The organism is Flavobacterium sp. AC105 (assembly GCF_979258495.1).
Genome location: NZ_OZ409860.1, coordinates 4,264,571 through 4,283,753, shown reverse-complemented (window position 1 = coordinate 4,283,753; position 19,183 = coordinate 4,264,571). Strand labels below are relative to the sequence as shown.

The 19,183-nt window shown below is 33.7% G+C and carries 23 protein-coding genes; 10 read left to right on the top strand and 13 right to left on the bottom strand.

What is annotated here, in order from left to right; translation table 11 throughout:
* The first annotated feature begins 40 nt into the window (after positions 1-40).
* Positions 41-685, top strand: a complete 645-nt coding sequence (locus ACZ0AH_RS17740; RefSeq protein WP_463477114.1) for a porin family protein — start codon at positions 41-43, stop codon at positions 683-685.
* Between the two features lie 64 nt (positions 686-749).
* Here the strand turns inward: ACZ0AH_RS17740 and ACZ0AH_RS17735 are convergent, their stop codons facing one another.
* From ACZ0AH_RS17735 to ACZ0AH_RS17700, 8 genes are all read right to left on the bottom strand, one after another.
* Positions 750-1,064: a DUF2243 domain-containing protein gene (locus ACZ0AH_RS17735; RefSeq protein ID WP_463478119.1), complete on the bottom strand. Its 315-nt coding sequence runs from the start codon at positions 1,062-1,064 to the stop codon at positions 750-752.
* 15 nt (positions 1,065-1,079) lie between these two features.
* Positions 1,080-1,436: an SPW repeat domain-containing protein gene (locus ACZ0AH_RS17730; protein WP_463477113.1), complete on the bottom strand. Its 357-nt coding sequence runs from the start codon at positions 1,434-1,436 to the stop codon at positions 1,080-1,082.
* A gap of 75 nt (positions 1,437-1,511) precedes the next feature.
* Positions 1,512-1,886, bottom strand: coding sequence for a response regulator (locus ACZ0AH_RS17725; protein WP_463477112.1), 375 nt, complete (start codon positions 1,884-1,886; stop codon positions 1,512-1,514).
* Positions 1,887-2,829: 943 nt separating this feature from the next.
* On the bottom strand, positions 2,830-3,054 hold the full coding sequence (locus ACZ0AH_RS17720; protein WP_463477111.1) for a hypothetical protein: 225 nt from the start codon (positions 3,052-3,054) through the stop codon (positions 2,830-2,832).
* Between the two features lie 59 nt (positions 3,055-3,113).
* A complete protein-coding gene (gene ligD, locus ACZ0AH_RS17715) occupies positions 3,114-5,165 on the bottom strand; it encodes a DNA ligase D (RefSeq protein ID WP_463477110.1) in 2,052 nt (683 codons plus the stop codon).
* A 57-nt stretch (positions 5,166-5,222) separates the two neighbouring features.
* On the bottom strand, positions 5,223-5,396 hold the full coding sequence (locus tag ACZ0AH_RS17710; protein ID WP_463477109.1) for a DUF2188 domain-containing protein: 174 nt from the start codon (positions 5,394-5,396) through the stop codon (positions 5,223-5,225).
* A 13-nt stretch (positions 5,397-5,409) separates the two neighbouring features.
* Entirely contained in the window at positions 5,410-5,598 is a 189-nt protein-coding gene (locus ACZ0AH_RS17705; RefSeq protein WP_463477108.1) for a DUF3606 domain-containing protein, read from the bottom strand.
* A gap of 34 nt (positions 5,599-5,632) precedes the next feature.
* A complete protein-coding gene (locus tag ACZ0AH_RS17700; protein ID WP_463477107.1) occupies positions 5,633-5,863 on the bottom strand; it encodes a hypothetical protein in 231 nt (76 codons plus the stop codon).
* A gap of 302 nt (positions 5,864-6,165) precedes the next feature.
* Between ACZ0AH_RS17700 and ACZ0AH_RS17695 the strand changes: the two genes are divergently transcribed.
* Complete coding sequence (locus tag ACZ0AH_RS17695) at positions 6,166-6,423, top strand: hypothetical protein (protein ID WP_463477106.1); 258 nt, start codon at positions 6,166-6,168, stop codon at positions 6,421-6,423.
* A 3-nt stretch (positions 6,424-6,426) separates the two neighbouring features.
* Positions 6,427-6,663, top strand: coding sequence for a hypothetical protein (locus tag ACZ0AH_RS17690; protein WP_463477105.1), 237 nt, complete (start codon positions 6,427-6,429; stop codon positions 6,661-6,663).
* 157 nt (positions 6,664-6,820) lie between these two features.
* Here ACZ0AH_RS17690 and ACZ0AH_RS17685 read toward each other — a convergent pair whose 3' ends face one another.
* A complete protein-coding gene (locus tag ACZ0AH_RS17685) occupies positions 6,821-7,432 on the bottom strand; it encodes an adenylate/guanylate cyclase domain-containing protein (protein ID WP_463477104.1) in 612 nt (203 codons plus the stop codon).
* 891 nt (positions 7,433-8,323) lie between these two features.
* Here ACZ0AH_RS17685 and ACZ0AH_RS17680 point away from each other — a divergent pair.
* The 6 genes from ACZ0AH_RS17680 to ACZ0AH_RS17655 all read left to right on the top strand — a co-directional run bounded on the left by ACZ0AH_RS17680 (position 8,324) and on the right by ACZ0AH_RS17655 (position 13,523).
* A complete protein-coding gene (locus ACZ0AH_RS17680) occupies positions 8,324-8,749 on the top strand; it encodes a nuclear transport factor 2 family protein (RefSeq protein WP_463477103.1) in 426 nt (141 codons plus the stop codon).
* A gap of 141 nt (positions 8,750-8,890) precedes the next feature.
* On the top strand, positions 8,891-9,985 hold the full coding sequence (locus ACZ0AH_RS17675; protein ID WP_463477102.1) for an alkene reductase: 1,095 nt from the start codon (positions 8,891-8,893) through the stop codon (positions 9,983-9,985).
* Positions 9,986-10,240: 255 nt separating this feature from the next.
* Complete coding sequence (locus ACZ0AH_RS17670) at positions 10,241-10,819, top strand: Crp/Fnr family transcriptional regulator (RefSeq protein WP_463477101.1); 579 nt, start codon at positions 10,241-10,243, stop codon at positions 10,817-10,819.
* 127 nt (positions 10,820-10,946) lie between these two features.
* Positions 10,947-11,381 carry a DinB family protein gene (locus ACZ0AH_RS17665; protein WP_463477100.1) on the top strand — a complete coding sequence of 145 codons (435 nt, stop codon included), beginning with the start codon at positions 10,947-10,949 and terminating at the stop codon, positions 11,379-11,381.
* Positions 11,382-11,483: 102 nt separating this feature from the next.
* Positions 11,484-12,317 carry a helix-turn-helix domain-containing protein gene (locus ACZ0AH_RS17660; protein ID WP_463477099.1) on the top strand — a complete coding sequence of 278 codons (834 nt, stop codon included), beginning with the start codon at positions 11,484-11,486 and terminating at the stop codon, positions 12,315-12,317.
* Between the two features lie 585 nt (positions 12,318-12,902).
* Positions 12,903-13,523 carry a pyridoxamine 5'-phosphate oxidase family protein gene (locus ACZ0AH_RS17655; protein WP_463477098.1) on the top strand — a complete coding sequence of 207 codons (621 nt, stop codon included), beginning with the start codon at positions 12,903-12,905 and terminating at the stop codon, positions 13,521-13,523.
* Positions 13,524-13,878: 355 nt separating this feature from the next.
* Here the strand turns inward: ACZ0AH_RS17655 and ACZ0AH_RS17650 are convergent, their stop codons facing one another.
* From ACZ0AH_RS17650 to ACZ0AH_RS17635, 4 genes are all read right to left on the bottom strand, one after another.
* Entirely contained in the window at positions 13,879-14,463 is a 585-nt protein-coding gene (locus ACZ0AH_RS17650; RefSeq protein WP_463477097.1) for a DUF417 family protein, read from the bottom strand.
* Between the two features lie 86 nt (positions 14,464-14,549).
* Positions 14,550-15,401: a helix-turn-helix domain-containing protein gene (locus tag ACZ0AH_RS17645; RefSeq protein WP_463477096.1), complete on the bottom strand. Its 852-nt coding sequence runs from the start codon at positions 15,399-15,401 to the stop codon at positions 14,550-14,552.
* A gap of 189 nt (positions 15,402-15,590) precedes the next feature.
* The gene (locus ACZ0AH_RS17640; RefSeq protein WP_463477095.1) at positions 15,591-16,052 is read right to left on the bottom strand and encodes a VOC family protein; all 462 of its coding nucleotides are present in this window, start codon (positions 16,050-16,052) and stop codon (positions 15,591-15,593) included.
* 387 nt (positions 16,053-16,439) lie between these two features.
* The gene (locus ACZ0AH_RS17635; protein ID WP_463477094.1) at positions 16,440-17,375 is read right to left on the bottom strand and encodes a hypothetical protein; all 936 of its coding nucleotides are present in this window, start codon (positions 17,373-17,375) and stop codon (positions 16,440-16,442) included.
* 153 nt (positions 17,376-17,528) lie between these two features.
* Between ACZ0AH_RS17635 and ACZ0AH_RS17630 the strand changes: the two genes are divergently transcribed.
* Positions 17,529-18,437 carry an AraC family transcriptional regulator gene (locus ACZ0AH_RS17630; protein WP_463477093.1) on the top strand — a complete coding sequence of 303 codons (909 nt, stop codon included), beginning with the start codon at positions 17,529-17,531 and terminating at the stop codon, positions 18,435-18,437.
* Positions 18,438-19,183 lie beyond the last annotated feature (746 nt).

Sequence of the window (19,183 nt, the reverse complement as noted above, 5' to 3'; positions counted from 1 at the left end):
TCTAATTTTTAGAGTTGTCAATCTTAAAACAAACAAAACTATGAAAAAATCCATACTAGTTTTATGTACACTTTTTTTGTGTGCAACAGTTACGGCTCAAACCGAAAAGGTTAAAATAGGCGTAAAAGCAGGTTTGAATATTTCCAGTCTTACTTCTGACGAAAATGAATTAGAATCATCTCATAAAACAGGTTTTACGGCTGGTGTAATGGCGGAAATTCCTTTAGCAAAAAACTTTGCAATTCAACCGGAAATACTATACAGCCAACAGGGAATGAAATTTACCTATTCTGATAAAGATGTAGAAAATTCACATTATAAAAGCACAATTGAACTCAATTATTTAAACATTCCTGTAATGTTAAAATATTACGTAGTAAAAGGATTAAGTGTACAAGCGGGACCTCAAATAGGAATTCTTTTAAAAGCCAATAACAAATATCAGGATAATTTTTTGGGTTATGAAAATCATGAGACTTTCAATTTATCTGACTATGCAAATGGTATCGACACTTCGGTAAATTTTGGATTAGGATATCAGTTTAAAAATAAGTTTTATGCAGACTTAAGATATAATATTTCTTATTCGGACATATTTAAAGATGCAAGTGCAGCTACATATGTTATTAATAGTGATATGAAGAATAGGGTTTTTCAAATAACAATCGGTTATTTTTTTAAATAGGGTTAGTTCGCTTCATATCTTAAAAAGTCACTCTTGATGAGTGGCTTTTTTTACTTTATAAAATTTAGCTAAACTTGTTTAAAGTAACTTTTCTTATTAGGAACGATCCAAAAAGGAGCAGTAGAATTCCAAAAAGAAGAAATCCGTAATTCCAAAGCTCCTTGTTAGCTGTGATTTCTCTAACATTATGTATTTCAAGAATCTGGTGATTAATAATTCCCTCTGCTAAATTAAAAATCCCCCAGCCTGTCAGCATTCCTCCTGTAACAAGATTTCCGGAGGTATTGATATTGATTTTTCGCATCACTTTCCAAAGCAAATAAATTCCAACTATGGTAGAAAGTAAAGTAAAAAGATGAAAAATACCATCCCAAAACATATTCACAGCAATTTTTTAAAGATTTGGATTTGGTTTTGAACTGGTCATCAGGCCCGCTGCAATTTCAAATAAGCCTAATACCAGATGCGGAAGATAAATACGATTTGAAAAGCCTAAAATCCATGGAGAAGCAGCTAGAAAAATTCCGGATAATACATCCAGAAATAAATGAATTTTCATTGGAATTATTTTAAAAAGACCTAACTCATAATTGGTTATCATGCTGTAAACAAGCAAGCCTGCGCCAAGAATGTAAAAGATGAGGCCTTCAGGGCTTTTGCGGCCCAAATGGAAAACAAAAGGCGCAACCAAAAGAAAGATTCCAACAATATAGTCAAGATAAGCATGTGTTTTAACAGTAATTAATTTCATGGCTTTTGATTTAGTGAATACCAGGTTATTGTTCTTTTCGAATTTTAACTTAATAAGAAATAGACTCATCTAGTGTTAGATGAGTGTATTTCTTATCAAATTTTTAAGTTCCATAAAAGTATTGGGTTTAATAAGGTAATCTTTAGCTCCTGAAACTTTTCCGTGATTTCTGGAAAGCAAAGGAGAGGTTGACAGCAAAATGACAGGAATGTTTTTGGTTATGTCCCTTTTTTTAATTTCTGTTAATAATTCCGGACCGGACATGAGAGGCATATTAACATCCATGAAAATGAGATCAGGCTTTATCTCTTTGTTTATGAGCTGTTTTAAAGCATCCAGCGGATTATTCACAGCAGTGTAATGAGCATGAGAAACTGCCTTTAAGGCTTGTTCAAAAAATTCGCAGTCGTCATAATCGTCGTCAATTTGTAAAATATTTTTATACTTCATAAAATAACATTTAATAGATTAATAATTTGTTTAAATAGGTTCAGGTAATTATTATCGTAATCCGTGATTTAAATGAAAGATTTATTTGAGCTTTAAAAGTGCTTTTTATCGATATAATACGTATTTAGTCGATATGAATTTTATTATGGGTTATAAATTGTAATTTTTTTCTTTCTAAGCTCATTTTTCAAAAGTAGAAGGGTCAATAAAGAGCGATTTACATAATTTCACGGATTTCTTATATAATTCCCATATTGCTTATAAAGAATTTAAATGGAGACAATGTCTGTTTTATAATATCGCTTATGAACAGGTATTTATTTGTTATACAATCGTTATTCCTTAGTATGGGTTTTAATGAAATAAAGACACCTTTATCACTAACAATCAATGTTAGAAAGTGCATAAAAATGTAGAAAAAATAAAAAAATACTCTCTAAAATGCAGGTGATTATTCTGCCTTAGAGTTAAATATGTAAGCTGTAAAAGGAACAGAGATGATAATGCCAGTTGTAGTATTCAATGCAAAATCTTTTAGATCCTCAATAAATAAAGATAGCTGATGACAACAAAAAATAGTAGTAAATAACTGCTTTTGTTAAGCATTATTTTTTAAAATTTACAGTATCGGTTTTTTTTATATTTAAATTTTCCTTCCTTTCTCTTGGAGAATCTTCATCATCACAATTTCCACAATTAATACTTACAAAAGATAAGGAGAAAAGTAATAAAATTATAGTGAGTTTAGGTTTGTACATAAGGAATAGTTTACAATTAATATTGATTCAAAACAAAAATAAAAGTGTTATATACCTTGTTTTTATATAATTATTTGCAATTGTTATATAATTACCATGCCTTATTTATATTTTGTAAGAATATAATTTTTTAAATAGATACTATTGTCAAAAAATAATAATTCTTACATTTCGCCTCATTCTTTCTATTTTATTTTTGATTGTACAAAATCGTCCACAATATGCTGAGTAGCTATTGCCACATCTCCTGCAATTAAATTCGTTTCAAGCAAATAATTGTCAACAAAATCAGTAACGTTTTTTTCGATGTCATCTAATTTTTTGATTTCATCCTGCTCATCAAATAGGGTATAAGTACTTTCGAGGTGGGCTCTTAAACCTATTTCAAATTGTTTTATTATATCTTCCATTTTCTGAAATTTTTATTTACGGATTGCTTTTTTTAAAATCGCACAATAGTGTTTTTTATCTAAAAAAAGATGCTTTGGGCTTTAGTAAGTGCTTTAGCTATATCAATGCCTTTTTGTAAAGTACCTTTAAAGAGATCCCCTTCACTTTTAATGCGCTCAATTGAATTTTTAATAGTAAAATCTTTCATAGTAAGCCCTTTTTTGACTTCATCCCAATGCAAGGGCATTGATACTGTCGCGCCCGGTTTTGGCCGAAGCGAATAAGGGCTGGCAATTGTTGCACCGGGGCGATTTTGAAGGAAATCGAGATACATTTTTCCATCTCTGTTTTTGATTTGGCGTTCCATAGATGTAAATTCAGGCAACTGCTCATGAACAATTGATACAATAAGTTTTGCGAACATTTGCGACTGGTCATACGAATATTTTGCGCCAAGCGGAATGTAAATATGAATTCCTGTAGATCCTGATGTTTTTACAAAACCTTGAATTTCAATTGCATCCAATATTTTCTTTACTTCCTGCGCAGTTTCTATAACCTGATCAAAAGTATTTTTATCAGGGTCAAGATCGATAACACAATAATCAGGATTATCGGGTTGCTGAATCCGGCTAAACCACGGATTCATTTCTATGCAGCCCAGTGAAACCATATACAAAAGTGTAGCTTCATCTCCGCCAACAAGAAATTCCTTATCCTCGCCATCACTTGTCGTGTAAGGAAATGTCTTAGCCCACTCAGGAGCTTTCCCCTTCACATCTTTCTGATAAAAACCGGGTCCGTTTATACCGCCCGGAAAACGATTAAGTGACAATGGACGGTCTTTGAGATAAGGCAGAATATAGTCAGCCACCTGATAGTAATAGTTAAACATATCACGTTTGGTATAGCCTTCTTCCGGCCAATATATTTTACTAAGATTATTGAATTTCAGGCTGTGTCCCTTTATTTTTTTTACCTGAGATTCTTCAGTAGGGTTCAGCAGCGTTTTTCTTCCTGTATTTTTAGGAGCAGCCACCAATTGGGATTTATTATCGATATTCTCCTGGAGATCTGATATAATTTCTGTTGTTGCTTCTGCAGTTTCACGTACTACTTCAGTAGCTTTTTTATCAGATCGCATACCTTCAAAAGAGGGATGACGAAAAACACCATCGCTGGTAACTTCTGCAAAGCTAACTTCACAAACCAGTGCAGGTTTTAGCCATGTTGCAACTGCATTAGGCGGATTAGGACGAAATCGGGAGGGTTTGTTAATATCAGGTTCAGAAGCAAAGGGAATTTTGTCTGTAATTAGGGGTAGAAATTGTTGCATCATCTCTTTCTGAAGTTTATCGCTAAAGCCGGTACCTACTTTGCCAACATATTGAAATTTGCCATTTTCAAAAACACCAAGTAATAAGGAACTGAATTGTTTAGACGAGCCATCATTTTTTGTAAATCCGCCAATAACAACTTCCTGACGCAGGTTTGCCTTGATTTTTAGCCATTCTTTATTTCTACTGTCCGGACTGTAAACAGAATTGGCTTTTTTAGCCATAATTCCTTCCAGGCCCATTTTCTTTGCGGCGGCAAAAAAGTCAATTCCATTGCCCGTAAATGTTAAGCTCAGCCGGATACGATCATCGTTGACAGGAAGAATTTCTTTTAAAATAGCCTGTCTTTCAACAAGAGTAAGTGGCATAATATTGATGCCATTGTACCAAAGAAGGTCAAAAACATAGTAAATCAGATTGCCATCGGCTTCACTTCTCCAGTTTTGCAGCGCACTAAAATTGGCTTTGCCATCTTTACCAATAACGACAATTTCTCCGTCAAGTACGGCATTGATAGACCATTTTTCCATGACAGCTGTAATGGGATAATATTTCTCTGCAAAAGATTTATTATTGCGTGATGAAATAGTGACAGAACCTTTATTTATATAAGAAACAGCCCGATAACCATCCCATTTTACTTCATATATCCAATCAGCATCATCAAATGGAGCATTAATCAATGTAGCAAGCATTGGCTTTATACCAGAAGGAATTTTAGCCGATATGCCTTTTTTTAACAATGCATCGGTTTTCTTCGAAATAGCTGTTTTTGTTTCCGTCTTTGTTTTCATCTTCTTTTATCATTTATATCAAAAAAATCCGCCATTCAACTATAAGATTATTGGTCTTCATTTCTTTTCATTTCGAAAAAATGCTCTTGCACGTTTAAGACCGGTGGCAATAGCAATACCTTCTTCAACACCTTCTTTAAGAAGTGCATTGGCAATTTCGACAGCTTTATCACGGAGCTTTACGGGCTGGTTCTTATAAGATGGCGGATAATCTCCTTTATACCAAGGCATAATATTTATTATGTTACTTATTATTGTTATTCAATGCTTTTTGAATTTCTAAAGCACTGTTGGTACCTGTTCTTTCAATTGCTTTTTGAAGTTCCTCTTTAGTTACTCCAAATTTATCAGTCCAGTATGCAACTTCGTGTGGTTCACTCATATTGATTCTCGTTCTGTCCTGAAATCCCTTTTTGCTTAAATCGTCGCTCATGATAATAAATTTATAGTTAGTAAAAATTATAAGTTTAGCTGTTTGTTGCTGCGCTTCCGCTGCTTCCGGCACCTCCTGAATTGTCGTTACCGCCTTGTCTAAATTTTTCAGGGTCATATCGGTTAGGATCTGTGCCGGTATCATCTCGTTCGTCGTCCCAGTCTCCGGTATTTGCATTTTCGCGTGAGTCTTTGTCAGATGAATCCTTGGATTGACTGTGAAAAGGACATCTTTGTTCGTTGTTGAAATATTCTAAATTTTCCATTTGTTTAATTATTAAAGGTTTAGCACTAAAATTAATTTAATAGAAAATGTTTTTTTTATAAGAAAACCACAATTTGTTACTGAATTTTCATCTTTTTTGGGTTTAAATCAACAACCCACTTTAAATTATATAAGCAAAAATTAATTTTATTTATTAAAATCTAATATGAAGATAAAAGCGTTGTAATTATCACATTATAAGCTAATTGCAGTTAGTTAATTTTGTAAATTTTCAGTTAAATTCTGTAAAATATCTGTTACGGAGAAATTTAATTTACACTATAAATTTTAAATAAACTTATTATGATATTAGAAAATCAAAACACAGAAGGTGCTACGGCAAAAGCTATTGAAGAACAAACTTCAAAACTGCCGTCAGATTTATTTTTGTATGCTTCATTGGTCGCAATGGGAACTTCACTTACCCTTAAGTGTCTGGGTAAAAGCCACAATGCATTATTTGTAGGACAATGGGCCGCTCCGTTTTTATTGCTTGGAATTTATAACAAGCTTGTAAAATTGGAAGGTCATGATGCTCAGGATAAAAACGTAAATGAATAAGTTATGGAAAAGCAAAAAAACAGTACGGATAATGGTAATGAGGAATTTAAGGATACCGATCAGGGATTTAATGCCAGAAACCAATACAGCGGTTCTGGGGATTTCAGCCCGGATGAGCAGGAGAAACCTGATGAAAAAGGGCAGGAAAATTTGGAATCATCTTTAAGTACAAATGATGAACCAGAATCTCCTACGGATTTGCAACAGGACGAATCCGGTAACTTAAAATCAAATAATTAATCAAAGATGCTAACGCATTAAAAAAGCTGCCATTGGCAGCTTTTTTTGTATTACCCGGAGATGTAGATCTGATAATGCTTTATTAGGCTTTAAGTGAAATTTTGTGCCACAAATCGCACCTCTTAATTCATGTTTTTTATTGATTTTTTTGTCTTAATCAAATTTGATTTAATGTAAACAATTCTAATTGCATGTCTTTACCCCTCAGAGTATTTTTTCCTACTGATTCTACCTTGTAATAAGTACTAAGGTCAAGCTTCTCAGCAATTGTGGCTGATACCAGAATATTTACATCATAATGGTTACAAAGCCCTTCAATTCGTGCAGTTGTGTTAAGTACATCGCCGGTAAATATGATTTCTTTTTTTAATACGCCTATTTCCCCAGTTGTAACTTTTCCACAATGCAATCCTGCTTTAAATTGCGGTACTAAGCCATATTTTTCTTTATAGGCAAATGATTTTTCTATTAAGGATTCTTTCATAGCAAAAAAGCACCGTATACAAGCATTGTTTTTTACTCCTTTTTCTAATTTCCAGGATATAATCATTTCATCACCGGCATACTGATATATTTCGCCGTAATACTCAATTACAGGACCGCTCAGATCTGAAAAATACTGTTGAAGCATCTGAAAATATATAACATGTCCTAACTTTTCTGCAATCGCCGTAGATGATTTCATGTCCAGGAACATAAAAATCCGTTCTTCTTCTACGGGTTTATTGTATTTTCCGAGAAAAAAATTACTAAGAAGACCTGTTCCCATACTTTCACTTACCTCAGTGTAGAACTGGGTTATTAAAATAATGCTCGCAATATAGGTTAGGATCCCGAGAAAGGAATAGTCAGTAAAGAAATCCAACATTAAAGCCAAAAGCCTTCACTCGAAATTGCGTTAGGAATTTCATTAGCGGTTGTCAGAAAAATGATTATCAGAAGAAATATAATGATAAACAGGTAAATCGAAGATTTGTATAAAATTTTTTTAGTAAAGCTAATTTGGAAGAACCATTTATTAAAGTAAAGGATTTCAAGTATACCTATTATGGTTCCAAATATAGTAGCTAATAGTGGAATCGCTATAATATTTCGGCCAAAAACATATTGATTACCCGATGACGGATAAAAGTTTAGGTCGCCTAAAAGCCCTCGTTCAAGGATCGTATAAATTAAACTAAATATCAGCCATATTATACCAAATGGCAAAATACGATTAATGTTTCTTTTATATTTTGGTGTTATTATCATTTAAGTGCCTAAATCCCAAAGATATTCATTTTTGCTGTACTTTAATGCCTGCATTTTAACCATTTGCTATTGAAAACTATAGGATTTTATACATTAGTTTTAAAAAGTAATATGATCCGGAACCTTAATTTTTAAGCCTTTATTTATGTATCGAAAATATCGAAAGCAGGTACCTATATATACACTTTTTACCATCTGTTGTAAGATCAAAGTAAGGCGAGAGTTCTTCCCATTCGATAATAACCGTCTATTTATCCTTGAGATTTGTCAATTGATTTCTTATTATATGTCAATTTCGATATCAGGATCCCGACCTAATTTTGTAACTCAATTAGTAGTTAACTTTTTTACAGTTTAGCGTTAATTGCAATAATCAAATAGAATTTCTAACCTATTTAAATGAGACAAAATGAGTACTAAAACAGCTAAAGAATTGCTTGTCAGTTATCTTGAAAATATTAATGATCCAAAGACAGTAATAGAATTATTTGCAGATGATGCCGCTATCGAACTTCCATATCTTAAAACTCTGGGAATGCCATGGCAAATGAAGGGAAAAGGCGTCATATTAGAATTTCTACAAAATCTTCCTGCTATGTTTCCGGGTTTTACATTTGAAAATGTTCAAATTTTTATTGATACGCCAGATCAGGCATTTGGTGAATATGATGTTCATTGTACCAATGGAGCAACAGGACTTCTTTACGATCAATCGTATATGGGCAGACTGGTGGCAGAAAATGGAAAAATCAAACTGCTTCGCGAAGCTTTAAACATGGCCGAAGTTACCAAAAGCTTCTTTCCCGAAGCGGCAGCTCATCTTCCTCTTCAATAATTATTTAATCCCTTTAAATTTTTCATGAGCAAAGAAGCCTGTTTTTGAAAGCAGTCGAGTCTGGCATTTTTAGAAATGAATCATTAAATTGATTTTACAACAAAATAATCAACACAATTTTTAACATACAAATACATTAAAATGGACAATACATTATTTTCTGAATACAAATTGGGCGATCTTACTTTAAAAAACCGCATGATCATGGCACCAATGACACGAGGGCGTGCTACGAATCCGGAACTTATGGCCACTGACTTAATGGCTGCTTATTATAAACAACGCGCATCAGCCGGTCTGATCATTACAGAAGGAACCTGGGTAAGCCCGGATGCTATTGGATATATCAATGTGCCCGGTATATACAGCGACAAACAAACCGAAGCCTGGAGGAATGTTGTTGATGCGGTACATAGCGAAGGCGGTAAAATATTTCTTCAGATTTCGCATGTGGGGGCAGTTAGTCATCCAGATCATCTTAACGGTAAATTACCTATGGGACCTTCTGCTATTAACCCGAATGAAAAAACCTATACACCTGAGGGTTTTAAAGATACTCCCGTACCCCGCGAAATGACAGTAGAAGACATTAAAGGCATTATAGAAGATTTTCGTACCGCAAGCCTTAATGCAAAAAAAGCCGGTTTTGACGGAGTCGAAATTCACGGCGCTCATGTGTATCTTTTTCCTGAATTTTTGAGTTCGGAGACCAATAAACGAACCGATTCTTATGGTGGTTCTGTAGAAAACAGAAGCCGTTTTGTACTTGAACTTCTGGAAGCCGTAACCAGCGTTTGGGGAAAAGGAAGAGTTGGATTAAAAATTAGTCCTGCAACCAATTCCGGAACGTTGAAACCGAATACTGATACGGAACCCACTTTTCGTTATTTAGCCAAAGCGCTAAATCAATTTGATCTTGCTTATCTGCATGTTTGGGGACCAACAGAATCAGTTGCAGGAACTCCGGCAGAAGCATTTCAGGATGTTGCGTCTTATTTTCGACCATTATACAACGGTACTCTTATGATTGGCGGTGGCTTTGATTCTGAAAAAGGAGATGCACTTTTGCGCACAAAAAATGCTGATCTTATTGCATTTGGCATCCCATTTATTGCAAATCCTGATTTGGTAGAAAGATATCGTACGGGAACTGCACTTTCACTTCCAAACACAGATCTTCTTTATTCAGGCGGTGCCGAAGGTTATACGGATTATGAAACAATCAAGAAAAACTAAGGATCTTATTATTTTTTCAAAACGAAAACTCTTAAAACTATTTAGGAGTTTTTTTATTTACGAAACTAAGCGTATAAAAGCGGTTAATGATTTTAGTATTTACGGATAAGAAGAAAAGATTCTGGTGTAATTTTTACTTTTAAATTACAATCAGGTTAGAAATAATTCAGGTTACGATCCTGTTTTATCAGTATATTCATTTGGTAATTGTTCTATCTTTACGCTAAAATAATCTGTATTTTAATTAAGATTTATATGTTTGAAATTTTTGCTCAATACCTGCAAAGTAAGATCGAACTCAGCGATCAGGAATTAAAAATGATCGAAGACGTTTGCGTGGTCCGTAAACTTAGAAGAAATCAATATTTATTGCAGGAAGGAGATATTTGGCGCTTTAATGCCTTTATAACCAAAGGCTGTTTGAGAACTTACAGTATCGACGATAAATCGATGGAACATGTTCTTAATTTTGCGATCGAAAATTATTGGATAGGAGACAGGGAAAGCCTTTTAAACGGAACGCCGTCCCGCTTTAATATTGATGCCATCGAAGATAGTACTTTGCTCTTAATCAGTAAAGAAAATTTTGCCGGACTCATGAAAAGCATTCCGCAATTTCAGGATTTGGTAAACTTAATAATTGAGCGAAGTTTTGTCGCAAGTCAGGATCGGATCAATAACAGTATCAGCCTTAATGCCGAAGAAAAGTACATTCGATTTATCGAAAAACAACCACAGATCGCACTACGCGTTCCACAGCATATGATTGCTTCCTATTTAGGAATGACACCCGAAACACTGAGCAGAATAAGAAAACAGAGCTCGAAAAAATAATCATGAAATAGATTTCTACTTTAAGCACTTGATATTTATCAAGTGCTTTTTTATTTTATATCAATTTTTTACAGCGTTTTTGAAATTAATTTTGTCTACTACTTAACAACATAAAATGTGAGGAAATATGGAAGGCAGCATTATTTATCAGGCATGGCTTTTACAGAACAGGAAAATTAGCGATCTCATTCATAAAATTAATGATGAAGACTTAAAAAAAGACGTTGCTTTAGGTAGAAACAGCGGAATTTATCTGTTGGGACATTTAATTGCGAGTAATGATTTATTGCTGCCGCTTTTTGGTTTTGGAGAAAAAATGTATCCCGACTATGAGAAAATTTTCTTGTGCCGTCCTGATAAATACGCTCAAAATTTTCCAACTGCGAAAGAAGTAAAATCGCATTGGTTTTCGTTAAATGAACATCTGATTCTGAAATTTGCTTCGATAAATGAAAAGCAATGGATTATGGAAGATGAAAAATCGTATCATCAATTAAAAACCATGCTCACTATTGTAAATCACCAGTGTTATCATTTAGGGCAGCTTAATTTTCTTTTATAGAAATAGTATTTAGCTTCTGCTGAGGTTTTAATTCCAATACTATTTATCATCATGTAAATAAATATGCTAATTTTATCTTTAAATCACCTTATATTTATAGTTATGATTTATAGCGGAGAAAGCAAAGAGTTATTAATTTTAGACGAATTGGATAACGTAAACAAAGATATACTTTATAAATGTGGTGATACCGATATGACTTTGCTTTGGAACAAAGGTGAAGAAATGCAAATCATGATTGATAAAGTTGAATATAATTTTAAAAAAAACGATGTTGTTTTTCTAACCGAATATCACAAAATAGACCGCTTAAATGTAGATTCCGTTCGTTTTCTTCGCTGGAACCAGCCCTTCTTCTGTCCAATTAATCATGATAATGAAGTAGGGATCAAAGGACTTTTGTTTTTTGGCGCTACAGGTTTGCCGGTTGTAAACATCATAGAAAACGAAATTAAGTTTCTTGAAAATTATTGGGAGAACTTTTCAAATGAAATGTCTGCCAAAGACAGTCTTCAAAAAGACATGCTGCAATCTATCTTAAAACAAATATTAATTTTTTGTGCCCGAAGTTTAAAAAAATCGGCCAATTATGACCGTTTAGAAAAAAGTCAGGTTGATATTATTCGCGAGTTTAATTTTTTAGTAGAAGGGCATTTCTCCAAGCATCATGATGTTGCTTTTTATGCTTCTAAATTAAATAAATCTCCTAAAACGCTGTCGAATCTTTTTGCCTTGGTTTCAAGCCGTCCTCCCATAAGTATTATTCACGACAGAATTATGCTGCATGCCAGAAGACAAATCAATTATACCAATTTATCGATAAAAGAAATTGCTTACGATTTAGGTTATGAAGATATTCAGACTTTCAGTCGGTTTTTTAAAAACAAAGAAGGTGTTTCACCCATTCAATATCGCGAAAAACTAAAGCTAAATTAGCCAACATAAAATACGTAACAAAGTGCTCCATTGGGCATTTTTTTGTGCCTTATTTAAAACTGAATTTCAGATCAAATTTTGAATTATCAATTTATAAATCAATTATAATCTGCTCAATCTGCGAGAAATAACTTTTGCGTAAAAAAGTCTCACGCAGATTTTGCAGTTTTTTTGTAAAAGCTTATAAACCTCTTTAAAATTAAAAATAAAACGCTGCGTCTTGAACTTTCCGGGATTATTATAATCCGTTAAGACCTTATTTCTTGATATTTCTGCTATTTGGGAAAAAACGTTAACTCATCGGGAAAATGTGACTAACTCCTGCCATCATAAGTATTGCAACTTTGTACTGTCAATAACGACAATCAAAACGAATATTAATTTAATAATCAATATCATGGCACGATTAACAGCTTTAGACCCGGATCAAACCGAAGGAAAATCCAATGAATTATTTACTGCAATTCTGCCCACAGTTTTATTGGAGGAAAAATTGGAATTAATCCTATAAAAAAGACTCAGACAAGTTTTGTACAGATTACGATTTGCCTCTAATATAAAAATCTAACAACTTAAATTTTAATTATGAATTATGCACAATTAGCTTTTACAGATGCTGTTAAAGACCTGCAGGAAAAACAGGGGAGCAGAAATGGTTATGACAGAATGGAAAAAATGTCTGTAGTTGACGGACTTACCGATAATGAAATTTATTTTATAGAGGATCGTGACAGTTTTTATATGGCAAGTTTCGGAGAGAATGGATATCCCTATATACAACATCGCGGAGGACCAAAAGGATTTATAAAGGTCATTGATAATAAAACTATTGGATTTGTGGATTTTGTTGGAAATAAACAATATATATCCACTGGAAATATCGCCACGAATAACAATGTATCAATTATTTTGATTTCCTATCCTCATCGTGCGAGACTAAAAATTTATGCCAAGGCAAAGATTGTAGATCTTGAAAATAATCAAAAATTATACGATATGCTGAAACCTGAAGACTATAAGTTTCGTCCGGAGAGAATGATGGTATTCGAAATTCAGGCATACGACTGGAACTGTCCGCAGCACATTACGCCGCGATACACAACCGCGGAGATCGATGAGGCACTGATACCCCAGAAAGAGTACATTGTAAGCTTGGAAAACAAGGTAAAAATATTGGAGGAAAAACTGGGAATTAAAGAAGATTAAGATATGAGTATTGATATTTTAGCATTCGGCATAAAAGACTTAATGAATCTGATATAAAGGTAACTAGGCTTGCCTGGTAAGGATTAATTTATATAATTACGAAATGCGCCCCGGCAGAAATTTTTTCCGCTGAGGCGTATTTTCTATATTTCAGTCTCCTTCAATCATTCTGTGCAGGTAACATGCATTGGCCGGTTGCAGAAACTATTGAGTACATGATAGTGCAAATTTTCGATAATTTCTGTGTCTTACACTAGACGAATTTTTCCGCCAAATTTAACGTTTTTTCAATATCAACACGATTATCAGTCAAGTCACAGATTGGAAAAATTCCGAACTTCATTTATGTTGTTTATCAATGTTCTGTTATCAATTTTGCCTTTTTATTTTTAAGATAAAGGCTCGCCGACTCGCTCATCGTAATTATGGAAGAGCCCATGATCACTACATCTTTTAAAACAAGACGCCCTCTGCCGGATAAAAACGGAAATCCATATTGCTGATCAGTCAAATGAGGCACCCAGCTCTCAGGAGTTGTAATCAGAAATGACAGTGTTCCAAGTGTTAGAATAAATACAAGAATGCTTCCAAACATGCTTTCAAGAGGTGCCCAACGGTGAATTCCTACCAGAATACCAAGTGCAATTAATAACATCCCCAATGCATTTGCAAAACCATAGGTATTGTTGTCGATATTCCACTGACGGTTTTCAGTAATCAATTCGCCCTCCTTATTCACATGATCTTTATATTCCTGAGGGTTGTTGTATAAACCCGACATAAAAGGACTGTTGGCAACAAATGGTACAATTCCGTCCGCTTCGTAAGGAACAAATTTAAGAGCGCCGATCCAAAGGAAAACAATCACTATTCCCGCCCGAATGATAATTTTTCCTGCCTTGTCAAGATTTGCTATTGTATTTAAAAAATTATTTTTCATTGCTTTGTTTTTTAAAATTATTTTTGATAATTAACAGTACAAAGCTATGGTACATGGAGTTCTGCTGAAATGGATGAAAAATGCTTTTAGATAGACAAATCTGCCACTATAGAGATGCCTGTGGTATTCCTGAAGGCCTGAGGAGAAATTTTAGTCATCTTTTTAAATAGCCTGCTGAAATAATATTCATCCTGAAACTTAAGTGCAAAAGCAATTTCTTTTATACTTAGCCTTGTAAGATGAAGTTGCTTTTTTGCCTCAAGGATTAACCTTTCCTGAATCAGCTGAGAAGGAGTTTTATTAAAACGTCTGGTACACTGTTTGGTAAAATTATTTGGCGTCATTGCCAGCAGTGAAGAATAGTCGCTTGGTTTGTGAAGCGTGAGAAAGTTTTCTTCAAGAAGCTGTTTAAATAAATCCATTTTTTCATCCTTGAATACTTTTTGTTTTTCAGTGCTTTTTATTTTTATGCTGCTGGATTTGGCAAGGAAAAGCTGCAGGTATGCCCTAAGTACGATATCTGAAGGATCGGGCTGTTTGAATTCATCACTGATCTGATAGATTAACTGCATATAAGATTGGAGTTCTTCAGGGGCAAGTTTCAATGATGGCTCAATATAAATATTATTGAAAAGCAGTCCATTGCAGGCTACTTCATTTCTATGGTATTCAATGCAGTAAAAATCGCTGTGAAACTGTAGCATAACATATTTTACAGGTTTTGTTTCCTTAACGTAAATAGACTGCTGAGGTGTTGAAAATAGTATGACAGGAGCAGTAAATGCAAAAGAAGCAAAATCAGCATGAAATATACCTTCGCCCTCTGTTATCACAAGTATAGTATATTCTGAAAATTGCGAAGGTGAAACGAAATTATTATTTTCAGGGTGGTCAAGCCCTAAGAGTACATTTCCTGTATCTGAAAATACTTTGTTCATATGCTGGGAATTATCTTTATTACTGATGTAAAAATAAACAGTTTACTTTATGAATTTTAATTTTTATTTCCTTTTTACCCAAAGGCAAAAGCAATTTTATCTATTCTGATACAAAAAGGGATAAAATATAAAAGCTGCAACATTTACTGCTACAGCGCTTTAAAAATTTAAGATTAATAACTATTTGTTTTAATAACCAATAATAGTATCAGTCTGAAAAATATTTATTTTATTTCCATCAACATCCTGTATCATAGTACAAAGCATTTTATCGCCAGCGATATAAAGTTCACGCCAAACAAATGTCACTCCTTTTTCTTCAAGCTCTTGTGAAGCCACTGCGAGGTCATTCACCTGCAGTACAATAGATTTATTCCCTATTGGAGTCAGATGCAGTGGTGCTTCTGCAAAAAGTTCTTCAATTCGTTTTGCATTTGGCACCTGCAAAAGTTCAAGATGCAGTTCCCCAGCTTTTATTATTGCTGTTTCTGCAGATCCGGCAGGAATAGTAAAAGTGACTCGGCTTACAAGATCAAAACCAAAAATAGATTTGTACCATTGGATAGACTGATCTAAGTCGGCAACGGTAAAAGCAACATTGTAAAGGGAAAAAGAGGCAAGGCCATTTTTATTTGGTGAAGTAGTTTCCATATTTAAAATAAATAAAATTGTTATTTAAGCACCTGTAAAGTGTATTATTTAAAGTTCAAATTTCCAAAAAAAGATCTTTTTACTGATTGATATTTGATAGGAAAAGAATTGATTTATATCAAGATTAATATATAAAAACAGCTTAATCACCTGTTAGGCAGCAAATTTATATCGCTGCTTTTTCTGAATACTACAATATAGCAAGCTTATATATTTTAGAGTTTTTTATTGGGAAATACATACTTCTTAGGCAGATTCAAGTACAAATTCGCGTACCAGACTCTGATCCCCAGCTTTAAATTCCATAATTTCAACCATCTTTTTACTGTGATTTTTAGGAGGTTTCTAATTCTTTTGTATTAGTCTTAAGTTATGAAGTGATATAAGTTAATGCGAAAGCTTAATAGATGTTTTATTTATTAAAATGTATACAGTTCCCAAAATTGCCGCTGCGGCAATTCCTGTACCAAGTGCGAAATAAACAGGAGAATAGGAAGGCAGAACCATCGGAAGCATTGCCATTGCATACAAGGGAGGCATTTTCATTTTCAAATAATGCAGAATTATAGTTACCGCAATCAAATTTATAAAGGCGGCGAGCAGAAAATTGTCTAAAAAATAAAAACTCTGAGCTCCTATAAAAGCGGCGAGTATCAAAGCGGTAATCTGTTTGTACAACATTATAAGACTGTACATCTTCTTGTTGATCAATTCGTAACTCATTACAATTATAGGAGGAAGCGCTGCTATCTGCATATGACCTAATACAGAGCAGATCATTATCCATACTATCAAAACAGCCAGAAATATCAAAATTGCAAGAATCGATTTTGGTTCCTCCACGGCAGCAGCCCCGGAAACTTCAGGCTTAAAAAATACAGCTGCAAGAATTGCAAGCAATCCCATGCAAAGAACTATCGAAATTAGAAAACTATAAGAATCACAATTTGTTACAATTGGCAGCAGACCTGTTGCAAGTGCTGGTGCCAGACTACTCTTGATTGAGTACAAAAAGCTCAGCATTACTATCATAATCACTACAATTTTGGCAATCATATTAATTTCTAAGTGATTAATAAAAAAACCAATAAATGCTGTAGCCGAGGGCAGCAGAAACAAGTGCAGAGGCTTGGCAGTCCATGTGTTTTTTTTGTACATGAAACATCCGATTGACAAGGCGGCCAGTTCTGGCAAAATAATTTCCTTATCCTTAAAGCTTAGTGCAGCTGTAGTCATCAGCAGTATCAGTCCATACGCTATCGTATAAAATTTAATTTGATATCGTGAGGCAGCCACTAGGGTATTGTTATAAAAAGTTTTCATTTGATTGTATTTAAATACATGTCAAATTTCCAACATAAAAAAGTTTTTTGAAATGGATCTTTCGGCTTATTTAATGGACAATTTACTCCAGTTATTATTTTATGCTTTATCTGAAATTAGGTAAAGAAATTGATTTGTAAAGCTTAATATATTATGGATGCATTAAGTGGTGTTTTAGAGAGTGCGAAATTAAAAACAGTTTTTTATCCAAAATTTCTATTTACGTCACCTTGGGGTGTAGAAATGGAGCAAGATTCACGCTCGCAGTTTTGGAAGCTTTTAAAAGGCACTTGTTATTTGAGAGTACCGGGTGAGAAGGATATAAAAATGAATGTGGGCGATATTGTTTGTATTCCTCATGGTTCTAAACATCTCATTTCAGGCAAATCAAATTCTATATGTGTGCCCGCTTCGGAATTTGGCAAAGCTTATCACAGCGGGAAGCCTTTATTTCAAGGGAAAGATGAAGAGACAATATTAATGGGTGGACATTTTGAGTTTACTCCATCTGTACAACATCCTTTTATTAAGTCGCTGCCTAAAGTGATCCACATAAATACAACTACAGAATTAAACTTGTGGTTGGAACAAGCAGCATTAATGATGAATGAAGAGATAAGTTCTGAAAAAATAGGAAGTAAATTAATTTTAGGGCGCTTGGTTGATATACTTTTTGTATTAATCATTCGTGCTTATATAGAACAGGTAGATATAAAGGAAGGTTTTCTTATGGCATTAAAGGACGATAGAATTAGTAATTCTTTAAAAATTATGCATGAATCTCCTGAAAAAGACTGGACATTAAATCAATTAGCTGCAAGTGCCAGCATGTCCCGTTCGTTGTATTGCAGAGAGTTTAAAAGATTTGTAGGTGAAACTTCTTTAAGTTATTTGACTAACTGGCGTATTTTAAAATCGAAAGAGATTCTATCAGAAAGCAAAGAAAACATCAGTGAAATAGCGAACAGAGTAGGTTATCAATCTGAAGCTGCATTTAATAGGCTTTTCAAATCCAAAGTTGGTGAAACCCCCGCAAGTTATCGAAGAAAGCTTCTCGCATGAAGTAATGAAATTTTGCGTTAGGAATTGTATAGAAAATCCTTTAAATAGCTAACTTCCTGTTTTTATATTTATGGCATTGTTGATTGAAAACTTATCTCTCAATAATTTCATATCCTCACTTTTACTTTTTTATCCAATATTTTAGCATAATACGGTGTTGTCTGAATATTTTTATGACCAGGCTATTGAACACGTTGCTAAACCTAATGTTTGAAGGGTTGAGAGAATTTAGCCAGACCCTAATTTTTGATTTTTTCCAGGGTCTCGATTTTATTCGCATGAGATAAGATTCAATCAATAATTTGATATGTCTGTAAAAGCAAAAAACCCCGAAAATAAGATTTTCGAGGTTTTGATACCATTTAGGATTTTTTCAGCGGAGAAAGAGGTTCCGCTGATTTTATGTCAATCCCAGTAAATACAAGGCTAAGTTATATTAATTAAAAAAGGGTCACCTATAGGGTCACTTAACTTTCAGCATATTAAATAATTATAATGCAAAGATAAGGCATATCTGTTTAAACTTTGTTTTTGAATGCTCGTTTTTTATTTTAAATATACTAGCAACATGACAAGTTTATTTCTTAATGTGTTCAACATTCCTTTTGTTTTTGGAATACATGTAAGTAATTGAATTAGAGCAATTATAATAGCACTTGGTAAAAGATTAATTACAGCAGTATGGGATATTTCAAAATTTTGATATTTATCAATGTTGGTTAAAATGATTGTTTTGTCATTTTCAT